15 protein-coding genes and 1 tRNA gene are annotated in these 22,112 nt (G+C 64.9%); 12 read left to right on the forward strand and 4 right to left on the reverse strand.

Annotated features, from left to right (window positions below; genetic code table 11):
• The first annotated feature begins 20 nt into the window (after nucleotides 1–20).
• The 4 genes from AC5P7F_RS08235 (at nucleotide 21) to AC5P7F_RS08250 (ending at nucleotide 6,871) form a co-directional block, all read left to right on the forward strand.
• Entirely contained in the window at nucleotides 21–5,408 is a 5,388-nt protein-coding gene (locus AC5P7F_RS08235) for an RHS repeat domain-containing protein (RefSeq protein ID WP_142234421.1), read from the forward strand.
• 28 nt (nucleotides 5,409–5,436) lie between these two features.
• A complete protein-coding gene (locus AC5P7F_RS08240; RefSeq protein ID WP_227863666.1) occupies nucleotides 5,437–6,387 on the forward strand; it encodes an RHS repeat domain-containing protein in 951 nt (316 codons plus the stop codon).
• Nucleotides 6,384–6,710 (forward strand): hypothetical protein, encoded by a 327-nt coding sequence (locus AC5P7F_RS08245; protein WP_041863164.1) that lies wholly within the window; start codon nucleotides 6,384–6,386, stop codon nucleotides 6,708–6,710. The genes AC5P7F_RS08240 and AC5P7F_RS08245 overlap by 4 nt, the downstream gene beginning before the upstream one ends.
• Nucleotides 6,711–6,795: 85 nt before the next feature.
• Nucleotides 6,796–6,871: transfer RNA gene (locus AC5P7F_RS08250), tRNA-Thr, on the forward strand.
• 93 nt (nucleotides 6,872–6,964) lie between these two features.
• Here the strand turns inward: AC5P7F_RS08250 and AC5P7F_RS08255 are convergent.
• Complete coding sequence (locus AC5P7F_RS08255) at nucleotides 6,965–7,300, reverse strand: hypothetical protein (protein WP_164077118.1); 336 nt, start codon at nucleotides 7,298–7,300, stop codon at nucleotides 6,965–6,967.
• A gap of 13 nt (nucleotides 7,301–7,313) precedes the next feature.
• On the reverse strand, nucleotides 7,314–7,949 hold the full coding sequence (locus AC5P7F_RS08260; protein ID WP_164077117.1) for a GyrI-like domain-containing protein: 636 nt from the start codon (nucleotides 7,947–7,949) through the stop codon (nucleotides 7,314–7,316).
• A gap of 355 nt (nucleotides 7,950–8,304) precedes the next feature.
• Between AC5P7F_RS08260 and cyoA the strand changes: the two genes are divergently transcribed.
• From cyoA to cyoD, 4 genes are read left to right on the forward strand one after another with little or no spacing between them, the layout of a single operon-like run.
• A complete protein-coding gene (gene cyoA / locus AC5P7F_RS08265; protein ID WP_014646391.1) occupies nucleotides 8,305–9,345 on the forward strand; it encodes a ubiquinol oxidase subunit II in 1,041 nt (346 codons plus the stop codon).
• Nucleotides 9,346–9,347: 2 nt separating this feature from the next.
• Nucleotides 9,348–11,345 (forward strand): cytochrome o ubiquinol oxidase subunit I, encoded by a 1,998-nt coding sequence (gene cyoB / locus AC5P7F_RS08270; RefSeq protein WP_032956371.1) that lies wholly within the window; start codon nucleotides 9,348–9,350, stop codon nucleotides 11,343–11,345.
• Nucleotides 11,342–11,980 carry a cytochrome o ubiquinol oxidase subunit III gene (gene cyoC, locus AC5P7F_RS08275; protein WP_014646393.1) on the forward strand — a complete coding sequence of 213 codons (639 nt, stop codon included), beginning with the start codon at nucleotides 11,342–11,344 and terminating at the stop codon, nucleotides 11,978–11,980. The genes cyoB and cyoC overlap by 4 nt, the downstream gene beginning before the upstream one ends.
• The gene (gene cyoD / locus AC5P7F_RS08280; protein WP_005415725.1) at nucleotides 11,980–12,321 is read left to right on the forward strand and encodes a cytochrome o ubiquinol oxidase subunit IV; all 342 of its coding nucleotides are present in this window, start codon (nucleotides 11,980–11,982) and stop codon (nucleotides 12,319–12,321) included. The genes cyoC and cyoD overlap by 1 nt, the downstream gene beginning before the upstream one ends.
• A 357-nt stretch (nucleotides 12,322–12,678) precedes the next feature.
• Here cyoD and AC5P7F_RS08285 read toward each other — a convergent pair whose 3' ends face one another.
• Nucleotides 12,679–14,736, reverse strand: coding sequence for a putative bifunctional diguanylate cyclase/phosphodiesterase (locus tag AC5P7F_RS08285; protein ID WP_049404407.1), 2,058 nt, complete (start codon nucleotides 14,734–14,736; stop codon nucleotides 12,679–12,681).
• 149 nt (nucleotides 14,737–14,885) lie between these two features.
• Here AC5P7F_RS08285 and radA point away from each other — a divergent pair, with 149 nt between their 5' ends.
• The 4 genes from radA to AC5P7F_RS08305 all read left to right on the forward strand — a co-directional run bounded on the left by radA (nucleotide 14,886) and on the right by AC5P7F_RS08305 (nucleotide 21,184).
• On the forward strand, nucleotides 14,886–16,262 hold the full coding sequence (gene radA / locus AC5P7F_RS08290; RefSeq protein ID WP_014646395.1) for a DNA repair protein RadA: 1,377 nt from the start codon (nucleotides 14,886–14,888) through the stop codon (nucleotides 16,260–16,262).
• A gap of 135 nt (nucleotides 16,263–16,397) precedes the next feature.
• Entirely contained in the window at nucleotides 16,398–18,257 is a 1,860-nt protein-coding gene (locus AC5P7F_RS08295) for an ATP-binding protein (RefSeq protein ID WP_164077116.1), read from the forward strand.
• Between the two features lie 48 nt (nucleotides 18,258–18,305).
• On the forward strand, nucleotides 18,306–20,612 hold the full coding sequence (locus AC5P7F_RS08300) for a tetratricopeptide repeat protein (protein WP_046429547.1): 2,307 nt from the start codon (nucleotides 18,306–18,308) through the stop codon (nucleotides 20,610–20,612).
• A 107-nt stretch (nucleotides 20,613–20,719) separates the two neighbouring features.
• Complete coding sequence (locus AC5P7F_RS08305) at nucleotides 20,720–21,184, forward strand: YqhG/Tai3 family protein (protein ID WP_164077115.1); 465 nt, start codon at nucleotides 20,720–20,722, stop codon at nucleotides 21,182–21,184.
• A gap of 100 nt (nucleotides 21,185–21,284) precedes the next feature.
• Here the strand turns inward: AC5P7F_RS08305 and AC5P7F_RS08310 are convergent, their stop codons facing one another.
• On the reverse strand, nucleotides 21,285–22,079 hold the full coding sequence (locus AC5P7F_RS08310) for a cytochrome C assembly family protein (protein WP_014646399.1): 795 nt from the start codon (nucleotides 22,077–22,079) through the stop codon (nucleotides 21,285–21,287).
• Nucleotides 22,080–22,112 lie beyond the last annotated feature (33 nt).

Here is a 22,112-nt window from a genome sequence, read left to right on the forward strand (position 1 = left end):
ATTGGACAAAGGGATGTTCCATGCGTATCTGGCAGTGGCAGGCGTTGTTGGGCGCGGCATTGGTCGTGTCATCCGGGTGGACCTGGGCGAGTAGCCCGGTCACCCCGCATACCGAGTACTACAAAAAGATCAAGAACAGCGAGGGGCTGGCACCGCTGACCTCGAGCCTGTTCGGGGATAGCATCAGCCCCAGCTCGGGGTCGACCGAATTTGTCGTTACCGACATCGACTTGCCAGGCAACAACGCGCTGCCGGTGCGATTGCAGCGTCGTCTCGCTGTGCAGTCCTTCAAGGACCGGCAGCCGTTGGGGGGATTCGGCAGCTGGGACATCGAAGTCCCCTACATGCACGCCACCTTCGACTCCATCTGGAAGTGGAACGAGTCGGGTAATGGCGCCACCCAGCGTTGCTCGCAGACCTTCTACCCCAAGACGCGTACCGGCGTGGGCACCTTCGAGATATGGACCGGCGTGCAGGTGCGTGTCCCCGACCAGGGCGAGCAGGAGATGCTGCTGATCGCCAACGCCTCCAACCCTAAACCCACCAACGGTGAAACCTATCGCTGGGGTACTCGGGGCAACATGCGCCTCAGTTGCCTGGGCTCGACGGCCAATGGCTATCCCGGTGAGGGATTCCTGGGCGTGGATGCATCGGGGAATCGCTACTTCTTCAATGTGGGTATTGAACGAACAGCCGGTTTCATGGATCTCGGCCAGGGCGTAGGTTCAAAACTGGTGCGTGTTCTGCTGATGGCCAGTCGGGTCGAAGATCGCCACGGCAACTGGGTAGCCTATGACTATTCGGGCGACAAGCTGGTTGGCATTCGCGGCAGTGATGGTCGCGCCATCTCCATTGCCTATGCCGGGGACCGTATTGCAAGTGCAACAGCCAATGGCCGTACCTGGAGCTATGAGTACAACGAGGGCTCCGGTGCAATGGGATTCGCACGCTGGCCTGCGCTGCGTGCCGTGCAGCAGCCGGATGGTGCTCGCTTCGGCTATGAGTACAGCTGGCAGGACGGCGGATTCGGGGGCCTGAACCCGGAGTATCAGAGCTGGGATGGTGAACCGAAGCTCTGCATCAAGCCCACGTTCGAGCAGTCTGGATTCACCCTGATCGCGACCCATCCATCAGGAACGCGTGGACAGTTTGAGTTCAAGTACCTGCGCCGCACCCGGCTGGGTGTAAAAAGTACCGCTTGCGCAGACATGGGCGGTGGGCGCTACGCGCAACGCGCCTCCAATGCGTTCGACCTCTTCGCGATCACCAGCAAGACGCTGACGGGGCCCGGGTTGGGCAGTTTGACCTGGACGTACGAGTCGGGCGGATATGACTCGGGCCTGGCCAACTCCGCAGTGTCGACGATTGTGGAGCCAGATGGTACGCGCCGTCACAGTGTGTTCGGACGAAAACTCGACGAGAACGAGGGGCAGTTGCTGCAGGAGGCGGTGCGTGCGCCGGACGGTCAGATCGTCCAGGTCATCACCAATACCTATATGAGTTCGGACGAGGTCCAGGCCGGACCGTTCCCGGACAGCTACGGTTCGATGACCGCGGCCGATGATCCCTTCGCCGTCAAGATTCGTCCCCTGAAGCAATCTGTGCTCAGCCAGGATGGCGTCAACTTCGTCAATACGACCGATCAGTTCGATGCGCATGTGCGGCCGGTGGTGCAGACCGAGAGTAACTCGTTGGGGCGCGCGCGAACGCTGAGAACCACCTACTTCGACGACACGGGTCGTTGGATACTCAGCCAAGTCGCGCGCAGCACACAGAGCGTTGGCGGCGTTGAGATTGAGACCGAACGCACCGAGTTCGACTCGATGGCGCGCCCGCAACGTACCTACGCCTTCGGCGCGTTGCAGCAGACGCTGGGCTATCACGCCGATGGCACGCTCGCCTCCGTGGCCGATGGCAAGGGCAATGCCATTGCGCTTGGCAGCTGGAAGCGTGGCCTGCCGCAGAGTGTCGCGTACCCGGACGGCAGCAGTGCCTCGCTGCAGGTCGATGACAATGGCTGGGTGCGCGCAGCGGTGGAGCCCAATGGTGCCAGCCGAAGCTTCGACTACGACGGGATGGGCCGAATCGTACTGGCGACCCAGGCCGCCAATGACAGCGTGGCCTGGAATCCTTCTACAACGCGATTCTTCCAGGTGGCGGGAGCGGAGATCGGGCTGGAAGCGGGACATTGGAAGCGCGAGTCCAGTACCGGCAACGCACGCGCGGTGACGTACTACGATGGGTTGTGGCGCCCAGTATTGGAAGAGTCGTTCGACGCTGCGGACCGTGGCGGTACATTGCGCCAGACGGTGACCCGTTATGACAGCAATGGGCGCCTGGTTTTTACCTCCTATCCGACGCGCGCGGCGTCCGACTTCCGCTCGGCGCTGCCCGGCACCCATACCGGCTATGACGCGCTCGGGCGCCCCAATCGCAGCGAGCAGGACAGCGAACTGGGCCGGCTTGTCACGACCACCGAGCAGATCGGCGGAGGCAGCGTAAGGGTGACCAATCCGCGCGGCATTGCCACCACCACCGACTACTTGATGTACGGCAAGCCCAGCCAGGACACGCCCATCCGGATTCTCCACGCGGAAGGGGTAGTGACGGAGATTCAGCGCGACACGCTGGGCAAACCGCTGTCGATCCTGAGGCGCAACTACGATGGCAGCGTCAGTGTACGGCGCCAGTACGTCTATGACGGCGCCCAGCGGCTGTGCAAGAGCATGGAGCCTGAGACCGGTGCGACCGGCATGGGCTATGACGCTGCAGGCAATCTGCTCTGGTCTGCCTCGGGCCTGACGTTGCTGGGCCCTCAGTGCGACAGCGACGCTGCCTATGCGTCGCCTTCGCGGGCTGACCGCAGCTACGACAGCATGAATCGCTTGCTGACCCTGCGTTTCTCTGATGGCCAGGGTGATCAGGACTGGAGTTATTGGCCGGGCGGGAAAGTCAAGCGTGTGCAGACGCGCAACAACGGCGCCGTCACCACTAACGACTACACCTACAATCTGCGTGGACTGCCCACGTCCGAGAGCGTGGCCTACGACGGTGGCGAGGCCTGGGCGCTGGGCTATGGCTACGATGCAAACGGCGCCTTGGCAACCCATGTGCAGCCGTCCGGCCTGACGATCGACTACGGCCCGAATGCGCTGGGGCAGCCGACGCGAGCCGGAGCCTTCGCCACCAACGTGCGCTATTACGCGAACGGCGGCATGAGCGGCTTCACCTATGGCAACGGCGTCGTGCATCAGATGACGCAGAACGCGCGCGGCCTGCCCGATCGCAGCACCGACAGTGGTGCAGGTGGCAAGGTCATCGATGACGGCTACGACTACGATGCCAATGGCAATGTGGCGGCCATCAGTGACGGCCTGCCGGCAGCCCCTGGAAACCGCGACATGCGTTACGACGGCCTGGATCGTCTGACCACGGTGACGGCGGCCAGCTTCGGAAACGCAAGCTATGCGTACAACGTTCTGGACAATATCGTCACCGCCAGCGTTGGTGCACGGCGGCAGTCCTTTGAGTACGACTTCAACAATCGGTTGACGAACGTGCGGGATGTCGGCAGTGGTGCGACCGTGACCGGGCTTGGCTATGACAGCCAGGGTAACCTGAAGATCCGCAATGGCGTGGCGTTCCGGTTCGACTACGGCAATCGCCTGCGCGAGGTCGATGGCAAGGAGGCCTATCAGTACGACGCGCATGGACGCCGCACCCTGGCCAGTGCGCCCAATGGCAACATTCGTTCCCTCTATGGGCAGGATGGCGTGCTGCGCTATCAGCACGATCAGCGCCAGGCGAAGGGCTTTGACTATATCCAGCTCAACGGCAGCCTTGTTGCCAAGCGTGCCGTGGATATCGCGCCTGCAGCACTGGTCGTAACGGTTCCGGGTTACAGCGCGGACGGTGCGTTTGCGGTGCAGTGGACAGCCGTTGCCGGTGCGCAGCGTTACGAGGTGCAGGAGTCGGGTGGCGGTGACTGGCAGGCTGTCTATCAAGGGCCTGCGCTGAACGTTTCGCTGGCCGGGCGAAGCTCCGGCGTCTATCGCTATCGTGGCCGTGCCTGCAATGGCACTGTCTGCGGTGCTTGGGGTGTGGAAGCCTCCATCCAGGTGGAGCTTGCTCCCACCGCTGCGCCGGTGATCACTGCACCGGCGCAAGGTATCAACGGAACCTATTTCCTGAGCTGGTCAGCGGTACAGGGTGCCGCCCGCTTTGTGCTTGAAGAGGCCGTGGGTGGCGGATGGAGCGTGGTCTTTGATGGTGCTGGCCGCACCTATCAAGTGACCAGCAAACCGGCAGGCACCTATCGCTATCGGGTCAAAGCATGCAATCCACAGGGCTGCGGCGTCTACTCGGCCGAAGCGGCGATTACCGCGCTGTATGCCCCATCCGTACCCGCACTGTCGGTACCTGCTGCGAGCTACAACGGCAGCTACGCCGTCTCTGTTTCGAGCGTGGCACAGGCCAGCAGCTATCGCATTGAAGAACAATTCAACGGAGCAGCATGGACTGAGATCAACCGGATCAGTGGGAATCAACTGGCCATCAGCGGACGAATCGCCGGCAGTTACGCCTATCGTGCCTTTGCATGCAATGACGCCGGGTGCAGTGCGTCAAGCGCCGTAGGCAGTATCGTCGTGACATTGCCACCGGTCCAAGCCACGGCGATCAATCTCGGTGGCGTGAGCTACAGTTCAACCGTGAGCATGTGGTGGGGCGCAATCCCCGCAGCGACGAGCTATCAGCTGATGGAGCAGCTCAATGGGGGTGGCTTCGGACTCGCCCAGGAAGACGGTGCGACCGCCGTGGCCCGAGGCGGCCGCTGGCCGGGACAGTGGGACTACCAGGTGCGTGGCTGCAATGTCGCCGGTTGCGGACCGTGGTCCGCGGTAGCGGGCGTGCGCGTGATTGGTCCTCCGGCGACCCCGGTTCTGCGCGTGCCGGATGGGGTGGGAATCGGCGCGGCTTACTCGATCTCCCTGCTGGAAGTGGCGGACGCGACGCGCTATGAAATCGACGAAAGTACTGACGGCGCCAACTGGTCGCTGATTGCGGGGGATCGAGCCGTTTCCCTCAGCAAGGGCGGCGGAGGCAACTTCTACTACCGTGGTCGTGCTTGCAATCCCGCAGGCTGCAGCCCCAGTTCTGCTGCTGGCCTGGTTGCGATTTCCAGTGCGCCGGCCGTACCTACGGGTGTGAGGATCGTAAAGAGCGGCCCCAACATCTGCTCGGTCATCTGGAATGCGTCGCCGGGTGCCACCTACTACAACATGCGTTCAAGCAGCGGCGGCGCGACCTATAGGGCAGAAGGCATCGGCTACGACCTCGATACGCGCTGCCAGGGTGGTTACAAGGTGCGTGCCTGCAACGCGCAGGCGTGCTCGGCCTGGTCGAACTGAGGTGGGCGCGATGAACGCAGGAATGAAGATGCTGGTGAGTCGAACCGTAGGTGGGGCCGCGCTGATTCTGGGTGGACTGTTCAATCAGGCTGCTGCGGAGACGATTACCTATATCCATACCGATGCGTTAGGGTCACCGGTCGCTGAGACTGACGCGGCTGGCAGCGTTATCCGGCGTACCACCTATGAGCCCTATGGCGCCGTGGTTGGTGGGTCCGTTGCTGATGGGCCTGGCTATGCAGGGCACGTGAGTGATGCTTCGACGGGCTTGAGTTACATGCAGCAGCGGTATATGGATCCAATCCTTGGTGTGTTCCTTAGTGTGGATCCGGTGTCGCCCCAAAGCGATTCGGTGGGAGCATTCGGACGCTACAGGTATGCCAATTCGAACCCATATCGCTACTTTGATCCCGATGGCCGGCGAGCATGTGGCAAAGACACTGACTGCCAGTTGGAGCAGGGGGCATACGGTGGTTCTTCTGCAGGTCGAGGAACGATGGGCACGGGGGCAGTGGGAAGCAGGCAGTCAACTTCGGCGTCACCAAGTTACGGTCGCTCTCCGCAATCGACTGATCCTGCTTGGACGAGAGATCCTGGGCTGAAGCGGCAGATGGAGCGAGCTTGGCAGGACTCCAACCCCGATGCGCCAACTGTATTGTGGGGGCAACCTGGATCGCTGAAGCGGGAACAAGGAGGGTGGATCGTGGCTCCGAACCTGGTTGGCGCCCCTCAATTGATTCGTGCTCAACCTGGTACTCGTGCTCAAATGGGGCAGGATGTGCTTTTCAAGCCTTCAGAGTTTCAGTGTGGTTGCCGAGTTATAGGATTCTTCCATACTCACCCGAATACTCGGGAAGAGGGTTATCGCCCTGCAGCTAACGGGTATGACTATCAGTTCCTTGAAGAAATGGGAGTGCCTGGGATGATTAGAAGTCATGAGGGTTATGAGTTCGTACCTATCATGGAGGGACGCAGATGAAACGCTCAGTCATCTTGAAAGTGGGGCTGCTGTTTTCATTGCTGATGGCAGGCGGCTGTGCAGCGAAGGAGCCCCGAGGTGAGAAGGGGTTGGAAGGGCTAGAAAGATGCGTGACGACAATCGAGACTTACGTCCAAGAGACGAGGGGATGGAAACGGGAGATGTATCGCATTGCGGAGGAGTCTTCCGGCACCGCAGATATTGGCTTCTCAGTCCAGCACGTCCATGACAGGGTTCTGCTGCCAGAAGGTGGACTGAAGTCATTTCATGTTGATCTCGACCAGCGATGTTCCAAGGTCATCCGTGAAAGCCACTATCAGTAGCTGGTAGCGGCTTGTTGGCCCATGAAGAGGGTAGATGCGCAGCCATTGACCGCATGTTGCTTGTAGTCCTACAATGTCCAGCTAGGCCGGAATAGCTCAGTTGGTAGAGCGGCGCATTCGTAATGCGTAGGTCGCAGGTTCGACTCCTGTTTCCGGCACCAGTTGTAGTGAAAAGCCCCGGCCTTTGGTCGGGGCTTTTTGTTTGCGCCCGCCGGTTATCATAGGATGGTGACCTCACTGAAGGCTGCAAGCCTTCAGCAACGTCTCGTCATCCCCGCATCCCGTGCCAGCCACCACGCGAGCTGCCGGAGATAACCACCCGCTGCTCCCGCCGATGCACCGGTCAGCAGGTGTGCGAGCACCCTGATCCCACGCGCGGCCCGCTCCCGCACCCAAGGCAGGACCGCCACCACCTGCGCACCCAGCAACAGCATCAGTACGTCCAGGCCCAGCGCATCCACCACCGGCAACAACGGCAGCAGATCCGGATTGCAGGCCAGCACGATCACCAGCGCGGCACCCAGCACGGCCATCAGGCGGCGCCCGGCGGGCAGGGTGGTCCAGTGCAGCAGTCGGTTGATCAGGTGCATGGCATTCCTTGTGTCATGTGCCGGAATCCTCATCAGGCTTGATCGGCCGCACCGGCTGCCGCAGCACGGTTTTCAACCGCGCCGCGTCGGTCCTGCGCGGGTCGCTCAGGTAGATCTCATGATGGGGGCCGGCGAAGGTGTAACCCAGTGCGGGCATCACTTCCTCATGCAGATGCGCCAGGACGGGGCCTTCGTCGTCGTAGGCGCCCACGTGCAAGGTCTGCAGGCTAGGGCCCTCGGCAAGGATTTCATGGCGGAGGCTGGGTGGCGCATCCCCCAGCTTCGCGCGCGCCTTGCTGATCACCGCTTGCCACTGCGCAGGCCGGATATCCTCAGGCGTGCGGATCATTACGGTCCAGGCCCACTCATCCTTGCGTCGCGCGATGAAGCTGGCCGGATCCTCGGCGCTCCACAGCGCCTCCAGCGGTGGCACCACGTAGTCGCGCCCTTCGGCCTTCAGCGCGAACTTCAATGCATAGCTCACCGAATACAGCCACTGCACGGCCTGCAGGTAGGCGGGGGCCGTGTTCGGGTCGCCGCGACCATCGACCATCACGTAGGGCAGGGGCGGCACATCGACCGGTACGAACCTGCCGGCGGGCGGTTGATAGAGCGCCCGGTCGCGCTTCTTGAAGTCGATCTTGTCCATCGGGGGCTTCCTCCTGTGCAGAGCATCCCACGCCAGGCACCCGCCAGTACGCTGAACCGGTTCAGGTGACTTTGCCGAACGAGGGCGAATGGCCCCACGAGCGCGCGGGGCCGGCACGCAGTCCTGGGTCATGGGCCCGTCACACCTGCGCGGTGCGACAACGTGTCGCAGCCAGAATCGGGCCTTTCCTGCGCTCGATCAATGTCAATGCCTTTCTTAAATGGTGGGTGACGGCCTAAAATTGAAAGGCTGACTCGACCCCACCTCCCTGCCTGTCTTCCGGACCGGTGGGACCGGCTTTTGGCCGGAACAGGCAGGGACGGGGAACGGCATTCCCTCGCAATTGGATCGACCGATGATTCCGTTGAAAACCCTTGGGCGCTGGTTGCGCCCGGGCCTGCTGCTGTCGTTGCTGGTGATGCTCACCGGTTGCGATGCGGTGGCCATCCTCAGTCCGAAGGGCCAGATCGGCCAGGATGAGAAGACCCTGCTGATCACGGCCACCGTGCTCATGCTGCTGGTCGTCATCCCGGTCATCATCATGACCCTGACGTTCGCGTGGAAGTATCGCGCCTCCAACACCAAGGCCCGTTACGAGCCGAAGTGGTCCCACTCGACGGCGATCGAGGTGGTGGTGTGGTCCATTCCCTGCATGATCGTGCTGGTGCTGGCGGTCCTGACCTGGCGTTCGTCGCACGCACTGGACCCGTATCGTCCGCTGGATTCGGACGTCAAGCCGGTCACCATCGAGGCGATCTCGCTGGACTGGAAGTGGCTGTTCATCTATCCGGAAGAGAAGGTGGCGGTCGTCAACGAAATCAAGTTCCCGGTCAACACGCCGCTGAACTTCAAGATCACGTCCGATTCGGTGATGAATGCGTTCTTCATCCCGCACCTGGGCAGCATGATCTACTCGATGGCTGCGATGGAGACCAAGCTCCACCTGATCGCCAACGAGACCGGCGAATTCCCGGGCATGTCCTCGCACTACAGCGGCGCGGGCTTCGCCAAGATGCACTTCACCGCCTACTCGGTCACCGATGCCGAATACCGCCAGTGGCTGGACCAGGTCCGCGCCGGTGAGCAGACCCTGGACAAGGCCTCGTTCAAGGCGCTGGGTGAAGCACGCAACGCCGAGTGGTATCCGGTCACCTACTTCGGCAAGACCGAAGAAGGCCTGTTCGACTGGGTCATCGCCAAGCACATGGGCGACAACAAGCATTACGGCATGAAGCACTCGCATGCCGGTGCCGCCGCTGCCGATGCCGCCACCCATGAAGCGCACGAGGGCCATGCCCCCAGTGATGCGCATGATTCCAAGGAATCGGGTGAAAACCTGGATGCCAACGAACACGAACACGCAGGCCATGCCGGCCACGCGGGTTCGGGAGAATGAACATGTTGGGAAAACTCTCTCTTGAGTCGATCCCCCACGATCCGATCGTCCTGACGACGTTGATCGGCGCGGTTCTTGGTGGCCTGGGCGTCGTCGCCCTGATCACCAAGTTCAAGCTGTGGGGCTATCTGTGGAAGGAGTGGTTCACCTCGGTGGATCACAAGAAGATCGGCGTGATGTACCTCATCGTCGCCTTCGTCATGCTGCTGCGCGGTTTCTCCGACGCCATCATGATGCGTACCCAGCAGGCCATCGCCGTCGGTGGCTCCGAGGGCTACCTGCCGCCGCACCACTACGACCAGATCTTCACCGCCCACGGCGTGATCATGATCTTCTTCGTGGCGATGCCGCTGATCACCGGCCTGATGAACCTGGCCGTGCCGCTGCAGATCGGTGCGCGCGACGTCGCGTTCCCGTTCGTCAACTCGCTCAGCTTCTGGCTGTTCGTGTCCGGTGCGGTGCTGATCATGCTGTCGCTGTGGATCGGTGAGTTCGCTGCCACCGGCTGGCTGGCATTCCCGCCACTGTCGGGCATCGAATACAGTCCAAGCGTCGGCATGGACTACTACATCTGGGGTCTACAGGTCGCAGGCCTGGGTACCACGCTGAGCGGTATCAACTTCTTCATCACCATCCTGAAGATGCGTACCCCCAGCATGAAGCTGATGCAGATGCCAGTGTTCACCTGGACCGCCCTGGTGACCAACGTGCTGATCGTCGCTGCCTTCCCGGTGCTGACCATCACCCTGGTGCTGCTGACCCTGGACCGTTACCTGGGTACGCACTTCTTCACCAATGACGGTGGCGGCAACGCCATGCTGTACATCAACCTGATCTGGATCTGGGGTCACCCGGAGGTGTACATCCTGGTCCTGCCGGCGTTCGGTGTGTTCTCCGAAGTCATCGCGACCTTCTCGCGCAAGGCGCTGTTCGGCTACAAGGGCATGGTCTACGCCACCGCCTGCATCGGCGTGCTGTCGTTCATCGTGTGGCTGCACCACTTCTTCACCATGGGCTCCGGTGCCAACGTCAATGCCTTCTTCGGCATCACGACGATGATCATCTCGATCCCGACCGGCGTGAAGATCTTCAACTGGCTGTTCACCATGTTCCGCGGCCGCGTGCACTTCACCACCCCGGTGCTGTGGACCATCGGCTTCATGGTCACCTTCGTCATCGGCGGCATGACCGGCGTGATGCTGGCGATCCCGGCCATCGACTTCGTGCTGCACAACAGCCTGTTCCTGATCGCCCACTTCCACAACGTCATCATCGGCGGCGTGGTGTTCGGCATGTTCGCCGGCATCACCTACTGGTGGCCGAAGATGTTCGGCTTCCGCCTCAATGAGTTCTGGGGCAAGTGCGCGTTCTGGTGCTGGTTCATCGGCTTCTACGTGACCTTCATGCCGATGTACGTGCTGGGCTTCATGGGCATGACCCGTCGCCTGCAGAGCACGGTCAACCCGGCCTATGAGCCGCTGCTGCTGATCGCCGCCGCAGGTGCCTTCATCGTTGGCGCCGGCATCCTGTGTCAGATCATCCAGGTGGCCGTCTCGATCCGCGACCGCAAGAAGACCGTCGACCTGACCGGCGACCCGTGGGATGCCCGTACGCTGGAGTGGGAAACCTCTTCGCCGCCGGCCTTCTACAACTTCGGCACGCTGCCGGAAGTCACCGAGCTGGACGATTTCTGGGAGCGCAAGCAGCGCGGTGAAGCCTGGCCGAAGCCGGCCAAGTACACCGACATCCACATGCCGCGCAACACCGGCACGGGCGTTGTCATCGGTGCCTTCAGCCTGGTGTTCGGCTTCGCGATGATCTGGCACATCTGGTGGCTGGCCATCGTCGGCTTCGTCGGCATGATCGCCACGTTCATCTACCGCACCTTCGACCAGGACGTGGACTACTGGGTCCCGGCCGCCGAGGTGGAACGCATCGAGAACGAACACCGCAAGCACCTGGAAGCCCAGGGCCTGGTGAAGTCGGAGCTGAAGGCATGAGCACCAATACCTCGACCCTGAGCCACGGGCACGCCGCGCACGCGGCGGCCCATGGCCATGACGACCACGAGCACCACGACACCGGCGGCAACACCGTCTTCGGTTTCTGGGTGTACCTGATGAGCGACTGCCTCATCTTCGCCTCGCTGTTCGCCACCTACGTGGTGCTGGCAGGCGGTACCGATGGTGGCCCGACCGCGAAGGACCTGTTCGAACTGCCGTTCGTGGCGTGGGAAACCGCGCTGCTGCTGACCTCGTCGCTGACCTTCGGCCTGGGCATGATCGCCATGCACCGCAAGCAGGTTGGCCAGATGTTCCTGTGGCTGGCGGTTACCTGGCTGCTGGGCTTCGGCTTCATGTGCATGGAAGTCTATGAGTTCCAGCACCTGATCCATCAGGGCTACGGTCCGGACCGCAGTGCCTTCCTGTCGGCGTTCTTCGCCCTGGTCGGCACCCACGGCCTGCACGTCAGCGCCGGCCTGCTGTGGCTGCTGGTGATGTTCGTGCAGCTGAAGAAGTACGGCCTGACCCCGACCAACAAGACCCGCATGGCGTGCCTGAGCCTGTTCTGGCACTTCCTGGACCTGATCTGGATCGGCGTGTTCTCCGTCGTCTACCTCAATGGAGCGCTGTAATGGCACATGACAACCACGCACACGACCACGGCACCGGCGGCGAAAGCCACGGCAGCGTGAAGTCGTACCTGATCGGCTTCGTGCTGGCGGTGGTGCTGACCGTCATCCCGTTCTGGATGGTGATGTCGGGTGATTTCTCGCGCACCGTCAACGGTGTGGTGATAGCGGTCACCGCGGTGCTGCAGATGCTGGTCCACCTGGTGTTCTTCCTGCATCTGGACCGCTCTTCGGAAAGCCGCTGGAACGTCAACGCTGCGGCCTTCACCGTTGTGGTGATCGGCATCATCGTGATCGGCACCCTGTGGGTCATGCACAACATGAACGTGCACATGATGCACTGACGTCCTCGCGACGTTGCCACGCAGAAAGGCCGCCCTCGGGCGGCCTTTCTGTTTGCTGTGGTTGCGCGTTTCGTGCACCCACCAGGCTGGTAGTGCCGGCCGCTGGCCGGCAATTACGCGAAGCCGGCCAGCGGCCGGCTCCACCAGGAGATCCACGCCATGCGTGGATGGGGTCAGAGCCCTTGCCTGTGCAAGAGATCCCACCCGGCATGGCCGGCACAGGGTGGTAGTGCCGGCCGCTGGCCGGCAATTACGCGAAGCCGGCCAGCGGCCGGCTCTACCAGGAGATCCACGCCATGCATGGATGGGGTCAGAGCCCTTGCCTGCGGCAAGGGATCCGACCCCGGACCTGGCGCTTCACCCCACCCGGCGCAGGAATTCCTCGGCGTCCATCGGTCGGCCCAGGTGGTAACCCTGCAACTGGTCACACCCCAGTTCGCTCAGGTACTCGCGCTGCGCCTGCGTCTCCACGCCCTCGGCCACCACCTGCAGCTGCAGGGTGCGGCCCAGCGCGATGATCGACGAGACGATGGCGGCGTCCTCGTCATTGCGCTCCAGGTCGTGCACGAACGCACGGTCGATCTTCAGTTCGGTGGCCGGCATGCGCTTGAGGTACAGCAGGCTGGAATAGCCGGTGCCGAAATCATCGATGGCGATGTGCACGCCCATCGCGGTCAGGTCGTTGAGAATCGCGAGGCTGGCATCGACGTCCTTCATCGCCGTGGTCTCGGTGATCTCCAGGGTCAGCCGCGCCGGTTCGATCCGGTGCCGGTGCAGCACCTCGCGCACGCTGTCCAGCAGTGCCGGCGAGGCGAACTGCAGCGGCGAGAGGTTCACCGCCATTGTCCATTCCGTATGCCCGGCCTGGTGCCATGCCCGCAGCTGCGCACAGGCGCGGTCCAATACCCAGTCACCGATCGGCAGGATCAGGCCGCTGCGCTCGGCAATGGGGATGAACACGTCCGGCGCCAGCAGTCCCAGCTCCGGGTGCTGCCAGCGCAGCAGCGCTTCGGCCCCGGTGGCCGGTGCGCCGGCGGCAGGGAACTTGGGCTGGTAATGCAGGATCAGTTCGTCGCGGGCGATGGCCTTGCGCAGGTCCTGCAGCAGGCGCAGCTGGCGGTTGGCACTGAGCTGCATCGACGGGGTGAAGAAGGTGTAGCCGTTCCGCCCGGTTTCCTTGGTGTGGTACATCGCCGCATCGGCGTGGGCCATCAGCTCGCGCTCGTTGCCGGCGTCATCCGGGTACAGGGCAATGCCCAGGCTGGCGCTGACCTGCAGTTCGGCCGCATCCAGCAGGAACGGTTCGCCGGCCGCGGCGATGATGCGCTCGGCCACCACCACCGCATCGTCGGGAATGTCGATGGCCAGCACGATCACGAACTCATCGCCGCCGAGGCGGGCCAACGTATCCTGCGGTCGCAGCTGGCCGCCGATGCGCTGTGCCACCGCCACCAGCAGGCGGTCGCCGAGCTGGTGGCCGTACGCATCATTGACCGCCTTGAAGCCGTCCAGGTCGCAGAACATCACCGCCACTGCATGGTTGCGGCGCCGCGCCTTCTCGATGGCCTGCTCGATGCGGTCCTGCAGCAGCATGCGGTTGGGCAGCTGGGTCAACGGGTCGTGCAGCGCGGCCTGGATCAGCTTGTCGTTGGCGTGCGCCAGCGAATCGGCCAGCAGCCCGGTGCGCACGCGCATCTGCCGGTCGAACAGCGAGGCGACCAGGGCGATGCCCAGCGTGGCCACGGTGGTGACGATCACCAGCACCGCCAGCCAGCGCGTGTCGATGCCGCCACTGCCGACGGCGCCACAGATGCTGCCTTCGGGGAAGCGCGCCGCCGCCATACCGGTGTAATGCATGCCGACGATGGCCAGGCCCATCACCAGCGAAGCAAGCGCGCGCAGCAGCAGGGTGTTGCGCCGCTCGGCGCGCAGGCGGAAGGCGATCCACAGTGCGGCGCCGGCGGCACCGATGGCCACCGCGATGGACGCGGCAAACCAGCCCGGGTGGTAGTCAATGCCGGGCTGCATGCGCATCGCCGCCATGCCCAGGTAATGCATGGTGGCGATGCCCAGGCCCATCAGCACGGCCCCGGCCAGCAGCCGGCGCCACGGCAGGCTGGGCCGCGACACCAGCCACAGCGCATAGGCTGAGGCGCCGATCGAGACCGCCAGCGAGTACAGGGTGATGCCAAGGTCGTAACCCACCGGAATCGGCAGGTCGAAGGCGAGCATGCCGATGAAGTGCATCGACCAGATGCCCAGGCCCATGGCCGCCGCGCCGCCGGCCAGCCACCAGCGGGCCACGCGACCCTCGGCCGTGGCCAGGCGCCCGGCCATGTCCAGCGCCGTGTACGAAGCAAGAATGGCCACCAGCAGGGAGATGATGACCAGGCTCTGACTGTAGCTGCCAGTCATGATGAATCCAGTGGGGGAGGGAGGGGCGCCCGCAAGGCGCACGCCCGCGACCCCTATCGGCGCAGGTGGGCAGGACTTGAGTGGTCGCAGCACCTGCGACCCGGCTCGGCTATCCTGCCACGCCTGTTCCCGTTGCTGGAAATCATCCGATGGCAAAAGCCCGCACCGCCTACGTCTGCAATGAATGCGGCGCCGAATTCAGCAAGTGGCAGGGCCAGTGCACCGAGTGCAACGCCTGGAACTCGCTGTCGGAAATCGTGCTGGAAAGCGCGGCGGCGGCCAAGGCGCCGGCTTCGCGCCGGGCCGGCTGGGCCGGCAAGATCGACCCGCCGAAGATCACCGCCCTGAAGGACGTGGAGCAGACCGAGCATCGCCGGGTCTCCACCGGCATCGGCGAGTTCGACCGGGTGCTGGGCGGTGGCCTGGTCGAGGGCGCGGTGGTGCTGGTCGGTGGCGATCCGGGCATCGGCAAGTCGACCCTGCTGCTGCAGGCGGTGGCGAAGATGGCGGCCGAACTGCCGGTGCTGTACGTCACCGGCGAGGAATCGCTGGCGCAGGTCGCCGGCCGCGCGCACCGCCTGGAGCTGCCGCTGGACGGGGTCAACGCACTGGCCGAGACCGGGGTCGAATCGATCCTGCAGCATGCGTCCAAGGCCGGCCCGCGGCTGATCGTGGCCGACTCCGTGCAGACTCTGTGGACCGAGAGCCTGACCGCCGCGCCCGGTTCGGTCAGCCAGGTGCGCGAGAGCGCGGCGCGGCTGGTCCGGTTTGCCAAGGAGACCGGCACGGCCGTGTTCCTGGTCGGCCATGTGACCAAGGAGGGCGGCATCGCCGGCCCGCGCGTGCTCGAGCACATGGTCGATGCAGTGCTGTATTTCGAGGGCGAGAGCGGCAGCCGCTTCCGCCTGCTGCGCGCGTTCAAGAACCGCTTCGGTGCGGTCAACGAACTGGGCGTGTTCGCGATGGGCGACAAGGGCCTGAAGGAGGTCTCCAATCCATCGGCGATCTTCCTGTCCGGCGGCAGCACCCATCAGCCGGGCAGCTGCGTGATGGTCACCCGCGAGGGCACCCGGCCGCTGCTGGTGGAGGTGCAGGCGCTGGTCGATGCGTCGCCGCTGTCGAATCCGCGCCGTGTCGCGGTCGGCCTGGAGCAGAACCGCCTGGCCATGCTGCTGGCGGTGCTGCATCGCCATGGCGGCGTACTGGTCGGCGACCAGGACGTGTTCGTCAACGTGGTCGGTGGCATCCGCGTGCAGGAGACCGCGGCCGATCTGCCGGTGCTGCTGGCGGTGTTGTCGTCGCTGCAGGACCGGCCGCTGGCGGAAAAGACGATTGCGTTCGGCGAGGTGGGCCTGTCCGGCGAGATCCGGCCGGTGCCCAATGGCGAAGACCGCCTGCGCGAGGCCGCCACCCATGGCTTCAAGCGCGCCATCGTGCCCAAGGCCAATGCGCCCAAGGGCGGATCGGTGAAAGGCATGGAAGTGATCGCGGTGGAGCGCCTGTCCGAGGCCATCGACGCGGCGTGAGGCACTGGGGGGACTGCTGCGGGGCCTGCCTCCACATACGTCATATACGGCAACGGTCAGGCTGGCTGTGCTAGTTTTTCCCGCTCGACGAAGGCGCCCTCTGGCGCCTTTCCGTGCCCAGGAGTAAACGATTACATGCAGGACACCGCGCTCACCGCCCCCAACGCCGAGATCCGTCGTGCCGGGGTCGATCTCAATGGACTGATGACGGTGCTGGGCAAGCACCTGTATTCCACCCCGGTGGTGGCGCTGCGCGAACTGGTGCAGAACGCGCACGACTCGATCATCCGCCGCCGCATCGAGCAGCCCGGCGTCCAGGTGCCTTCGCGCATTTCGGTGCAGGTCGATGCCGGTGCCGGCGTGCTGCGCATCACCGATACCGGTGCCGGCCTGACCCGCCAGGAGATCCACGACTACCTGGCCACCGTCGGCGTCGGCTATACCCGTGGCCTGCGCCAGGGCGGCGAGGATGATGAAGGCCTGATCGGCATGTTCGGCCTCGGCTTCCTGTCGGCCTTCGTGCTGGCGCGCCGGGTCAGCGTGCGTACCACCTCGTACCAGACGCCGGAGCTGGGCCATCTGTACGTGTCCAGCAATGCCGAGCAGTACACCGTCAGCGAAGTGCCGGCACGCGCGGTCGGCACCGAGGTGGAACTGGAACTGCATCCGGATTTCCTGCCACTGGCCAACGAGGCGCGCCTGCATGAGGTGCTGGGCCGCTACTGCGCGCTGCTGTCCGAACCGATCTTCATCGGTGCTGCGACCGAAGCGCTCAACCCCGAGCCGCCGCCGTGGCGGGGGCAGGGTGACGTGGCCGTGCACCCGGTGCAGGCACGCCGCCAGGCACTGCAGTTCGCCGCGCGCTTCGAACACGATTTCGAGCCGATCGTCACCGTGCCGCTGCGTGCCGACGGCAACAGCGATGCCACCGGCCTGCTGTGGGTGCAGGATGGTGCCACCTATGGCACCAGCGACAACCGCAACCTGTCGGTGTTCGTGCGCGGCATGCTGCTGGATGACGATGCCCGTGACCTGCTGCCGCCGTGGGCCGGCTTCATCGGCGGGGTGATCGAATCCTCGCGGCTGACTCCCACCGCCAGCCGCGAAGACCTGCAGCGCGATGACCAGTACCGCGCTGTGCAACATGCCTTGCTGGAGGCGCTGATCGATGGTCTGGCCGACGTTGCGCGGCAGCAGCCGGAGGCGTGGCGACGCGTATTGAGCCGCCACAACGAGGCGCTGCTGGGCGCGGCGCTGTGCGATGACCGCCTGTTCGACCTGCTGATGGAGCATGTGCGCGTGCCGACCTCGCAGGGCGACCTGCCGGCCAGTGCCCTGCCGGCGCGCGGTGCCGTGCATGTCATCCTCGACAATGGCGGTGGCTTCGAAGAGATGCTGTTCCGCGCGATGGGGGTGCCGGTCGCGCATGGCCATCGCTACGCGGTGGTGCCGTTCCTGCGGCGCTGGGCCCAGGCCAAGGGCCTGCGCCTGGTTGAACTCGGCACCGAGCAGGGCAATCGCGCACTGTTCCGCAGCGATGACAGCCTCGACGACGCGCAGCTCGCATGGCTGCGCGAACAGCTGGGTGATGGCGAGCAGCTGCTGCCGGCGCGTTTCAGCCCGGAAGCACTGCCGGTGGTGGTGGTGCCCGACCGCGAGGCCGAACTGAAGCAGCGCCTGGAAGACGACGAGAACGACAAGCGCGTTTCGATGGCGGCGCTGCGCCTGGCGCGCCAGTTCACCGCACGCATCGAATCGCGCGCACCCTCGCGGCTGTACCTCAACCTCGACAACCCGGCGGTGCAGGCGCTGCTGCGCGCCCAGCGCGAGGGCCACCCGCAGACCGAAGCGGCGGCACGCCTGCTGCGCTCGCTGAAGATCATCGTCGCTGCGCAGGGCCGTCCCTTGGCCCGGGCAACGACCGCCACGCAGGGCCCGGATCTCAACGGCGCCTTTACCGATATCGCCGGTGCTCTGCAGCAGATGCTGCGCTGAGCACCGCGCCCTCTCATCCAGCCTTCGCTAGACAGGAGTACTTACCCCATGGACATCTGGAACTGGGTCGAAAAACTGCAGGGCGACCTGCGCCAGGCCGGCCAGGCGCAGAACGCGCACCTGCTGAACCGCCTCGCCGACGAGGTCAGTGAACTGCAGATCGACCGCGTCGATGCACTGCTGCCCGAAGCACGCGCACTGGGCAAGGCGCTCGACAACCCCTGGGTCGACGTCTACGTCGGCCACTGGGCGCTGCGCAACCGCGTCGGCAACCGTGTTGAAGGCGAGAGCGCACTTGGCGAAGCCGTTTCGCTGTTCGAGCGGGCACACCGCGAAGACACCCTGGAATGCCCGCAGTCGATCTGCGTGACCCAGGACCTGGCCGCCTGCTACGGCAACATCGATGGCCCGGGCTGGGTGCCCGAGCGCATCGAGGTGTGCGACGAGACCCTCGGCCGCATCGATCCCAGCTGGGCCTGCTTCCAGTGCCTGAGCTGCGAGAAAGCCGATGCGCTGCTCGACGATGGCCGTGGCCAGGAGGCGCTGGATTACCTGCAGGCGCAGGCCGACGCCGTGGAGGCCTGTGGCAAGGAAGTGTTCGACAGCTTCCCGGAGATGCAGATCAAGATCCTGCTCGCTGTCGGCCGCGCCGACGAGGCACTGGCGCTGATCGAGAAGCGCGAAGCCGAAGTGGCCGCCTCCGGGGAGTACGAGCCGGCCAACTGCACGGTGCCGCGCCGCTTGTCCAAGGCATGGGCGTTGGCCCAGCTGGGCCGCGACGAAGAAGCGCTGCAGCAGCTGGTGCCGTGGAGCGAGCTGACCCCGAATTACTGGCGGCTGTGGGCGAACACCGCCGCAGCGCTGTGCCAGCGTGACCCTGCGCGCAATACGTGGGACCTGGGCACGCGCTTCAACACGATCATCGAGCACTTCGCCCGGGTCGGATCGCATCGCCTGCTGATCGAAGTGGCAGCGCTGAGCCTGGAGCTTGCCCTGCAGCGTGGTGCGCGCTGGGTGGCGCTGCGCCAGCTGGAACTGGCCCGCACCCATCTGGCGCAGCTGCGCCAGGACCGGGGGGCGGCAGCGCTGGTGGCCGGCCTGGCGGCACGCATCGATGCATTGCCGGATGTCGCACCGCTGCCGGTGCCGGCCGGCGAGCTGCTGGCATGGCTGGACGCGCAGGGTGAACAGAACCAGGCGCGCGACCCCGAGCGCGAGGCGCAGTGGTTGCTGCAGGCGCAGGCGCAGCTGCCCGATGACGAGGCCTTGGCCGAGATGGCCGCCTCGGCGCTGAGCGCCTGCGGCGCGCAGGCCGAGGCGCGAGCGCTGTTGTGGCGGTTCGTACGCAGCCATGCGCAGAACGATGGTCCCGCAGCCTACACGCTGATGCGCTGGCTGGCCGAGCAGGGGGACGACGACGGCCTGCGCCAGCTGGCCGAGGTCTACCGCAGCAGCGTGCCGGTGTTCGCGCACTGGTGCGACGTGCAGCGCGCACGCCGGGTGTCCGACTGGCCGGCGCTGGAGCAGGCGGCCCGATCGCTTCTGGAGCTGTCTCCGGGCTCGCACGGCGCGCGCGGCACGCTGGCGCGCATGTACATGGAAACCGGCCGCTTCAGCGAGGCCCAGGCCTGCTATGCGCAGTTGGTGGAGCTGCTGGACGAGCCGAACGCCGCGCATTGGGACCACATGAGTGCGGCCAGCGCGGCGCGCGACTGGGACGCGGTGCGCCGCTCGGCCGCGGCGATCGGCATGGAGCTGTCCAGCCAGGAAGGTGTGGTCGAGGAGCCATGGGGCTGGGTGATCATCCGCAGCGAAGAGAACGGCGAGCCGATGGAGTACTACGCCCGCCGCAGCGGCCCGGTGACCGCGCGCATCGTCGAGAATGCGCCGTCCAACCGCGCCCAGCAGGTGGGCGACTGGGTGGTGTTCGATGCCGCACTGGTGCATCCGGCACCCGAGGAGGAGGAAGCGCGCGAGCATTTCATCCCGACCTATGCGCAGGTGCATGTGCTGGAGCGCGGCGGCTTCGCCCGCAGCTGGATGATCGATGGCGCGCACCCGGGCGAAGAGGCGTGGAATGCCTTCGTCGAGGCGGCCGAAGCACAGGGTTGGAAGGTGTGGTCGCACAGCCGCCCGGACTACACTGTCACCGACCCCGACAGGGAGGAGGGCACGCTGCCCGGCCTGCTGTTCACCGTCGCCCAGCCGCAGGACCATGCGCCGCTGGCGCTGCACCGCTTCCTCCAGCAGCACACCGCGACGTGGCCGCATCCGCATTGCTGGCTGCGCCTGGCTGAAGCCTGTGACCAGGATCGCCAGCCGCATCTGGACGTGATCGAGCGTTACGGGCTGTAAGCTGCACGCTCCTGTAGAGCCGAGCCTGCGCTCGGCCCACGCGGAAAGCAGCCGAGCATGGGCTCGGCTCTACAACGGATCATCATCACCACCAGGGAATGGAATACATGCGAAAGACAGGGATGTTCGTGATCGCCGGGCTGCTGCTGGCCCCCACCGTGCAGGCCGCACCGGCCTGCCAGGAACCCATGGCCGTTGCCCGTGCCTTCTTCGAAGCCACGACCGGCAATGGTGACCTGCTGGAGCCACCGCCCGCGCTGGTCAGCCCGGCGTTCGGCAAGGCACTGCGTGGCGAGCGTGCCTGCCAGCAGCGCGAACAGGGCATCTGCACGATCGATTCCGACCCGTGGCTGGATGCGCAGGACGGCGACATTGAAACCCCGGTGCGTTACCGCTGGAAAGAGGCCTCGGCCACTGCCGGCCAGGTCGAGATGCGCTATGCGGTATGGAAGAAGGCCTACGTGACCCGCCTGCCGATGGTTCGCCAGGGCCAGGGCTGCTGGCAGGTCGATGACATCCTCACCAACAGCGGTCGCTCGGTGCGGAAGATCCTGGCGCAGTCGATTCCCTGATCGGCGGCAGCATCCGCGCATGGTGCGGTTCAGTTGCCGGCCAGCGGCCGGCACTACCCGGTGATGTTGGGGTGGGTGCCGACCGTTGGTCGGCATGCCTTTATCGCGAATGCCCGAACACCAGTTCGATCACGAACTGGCTGCCGAAGAACGCCAGCAGCAGCAACAGCATTGCCGCCAGCGTCCAGTGCACCGCCTTCATGCCGCGCCAGCCGTAGCGGCGACGGCCGATCATCAGCACGCCGAACACGATCCACGACAGCACGCTCAGCACGGTCTTGTGCACCAGCTTCTGCGCCAGCAGGTCGTCGACGAACAGCACGCCGGTGACCAGGGTCAGGGTCAGCAGCGCGAAGCCGACCGTGATCACCCGGAACAGCAGCGATTCCAGGTCGGCCAGCGGTGGCAGCGCGCGCAGCCACGGGCGGAACTCGCGGCGGCGCAGGGCGCGTTCCTGCAGCCACAGCATGATCGCCAGCAGCGCGGCGATGCTCAGCGTGGCGTAGGCCAGCAGCGCCAGCCAGGCATGGCTGGCCAGGCGCCAGCCCAGCACCTTGCTCGGCTCGTGGCCGTAGCCGTGATAGGCCAGAAGCAGTACCGCGGCCAGTGGGAACACCACCACGCCCAGCGCCGACATGCGGCCGCGCGCGCCCACCAGCGAGGTCAGCCAGGCCATGCCCAGGCCGACCAGCGACAGCGCGGCGAAGAAGTGCATGTCCGGCCCGCCGTTGGTGCGCATCGCCACCATCACGTGGTAACCGCCATGCAGCAGCATCGCTGGCAGGGCCGGCCACAGCCAGGTGGGGGAGCCGGTGCTTTCATCGCGGCCGAGCGCGCGCACCAGCAGGGCACTGGCAGCCAAGTAGAGCAGGACGGCGATGAGAACGATTGTCATCGTTGCAGTTTCGCATACCCCTGTGATGCTGGC

The organism is Stenotrophomonas sp. YJH_SMC_105-26, from assembly GCF_059368915.1.

Bases quoted from the DNA above. Each gene is read 5' to 3' on its own strand.
- AC5P7F_RS08235 (WP_142234421.1), top strand. From the start codon at position 21: ATGCGTATCTGGCAGTGGCAGGCGTTGTTGGGCGCGGCATTGGTCGTG.
- AC5P7F_RS08240 (WP_227863666.1), top strand. From the start codon at position 5,437: ATGCTGGTGAGTCGAACCGTAGGTGGGGCCGCGCTGATTCTGGGTGGA.
- AC5P7F_RS08245 (WP_041863164.1), top strand. From the start codon at position 6,384: ATGAAACGCTCAGTCATCTTGAAAGTGGGGCTGCTGTTTTCATTGCTG.
- AC5P7F_RS08255 (WP_164077118.1), bottom strand. From the start codon at position 7,300: ATGCACCTGATCAACCGACTGCTGCACTGGACCACCCTGCCCGCCGGG.
- AC5P7F_RS08260 (WP_164077117.1), bottom strand. From the start codon at position 7,949: ATGGACAAGATCGACTTCAAGAAGCGCGACCGGGCGCTCTATCAACCG.
- cyoA (WP_014646391.1), top strand. From the start codon at position 8,305: ATGATTCCGTTGAAAACCCTTGGGCGCTGGTTGCGCCCGGGCCTGCTG.
- cyoB (WP_032956371.1), top strand. From the start codon at position 9,348: ATGTTGGGAAAACTCTCTCTTGAGTCGATCCCCCACGATCCGATCGTC.
- cyoC (WP_014646393.1), top strand. From the start codon at position 11,342: ATGAGCACCAATACCTCGACCCTGAGCCACGGGCACGCCGCGCACGCG.
- cyoD (WP_005415725.1), top strand. From the start codon at position 11,980: ATGGCACATGACAACCACGCACACGACCACGGCACCGGCGGCGAAAGC.
- AC5P7F_RS08285 (WP_049404407.1), bottom strand. From the start codon at position 14,736: ATGACTGGCAGCTACAGTCAGAGCCTGGTCATCATCTCCCTGCTGGTG.
- radA (WP_014646395.1), top strand. From the start codon at position 14,886: ATGGCAAAAGCCCGCACCGCCTACGTCTGCAATGAATGCGGCGCCGAA.
- AC5P7F_RS08295 (WP_164077116.1), top strand. From the start codon at position 16,398: ATGCAGGACACCGCGCTCACCGCCCCCAACGCCGAGATCCGTCGTGCC.
- AC5P7F_RS08300 (WP_046429547.1), top strand. From the start codon at position 18,306: ATGGACATCTGGAACTGGGTCGAAAAACTGCAGGGCGACCTGCGCCAG.
- AC5P7F_RS08305 (WP_164077115.1), top strand. From the start codon at position 20,720: ATGCGAAAGACAGGGATGTTCGTGATCGCCGGGCTGCTGCTGGCCCCC.
- AC5P7F_RS08310 (WP_014646399.1), bottom strand. From the start codon at position 22,079: ATGACAATCGTTCTCATCGCCGTCCTGCTCTACTTGGCTGCCAGTGCC.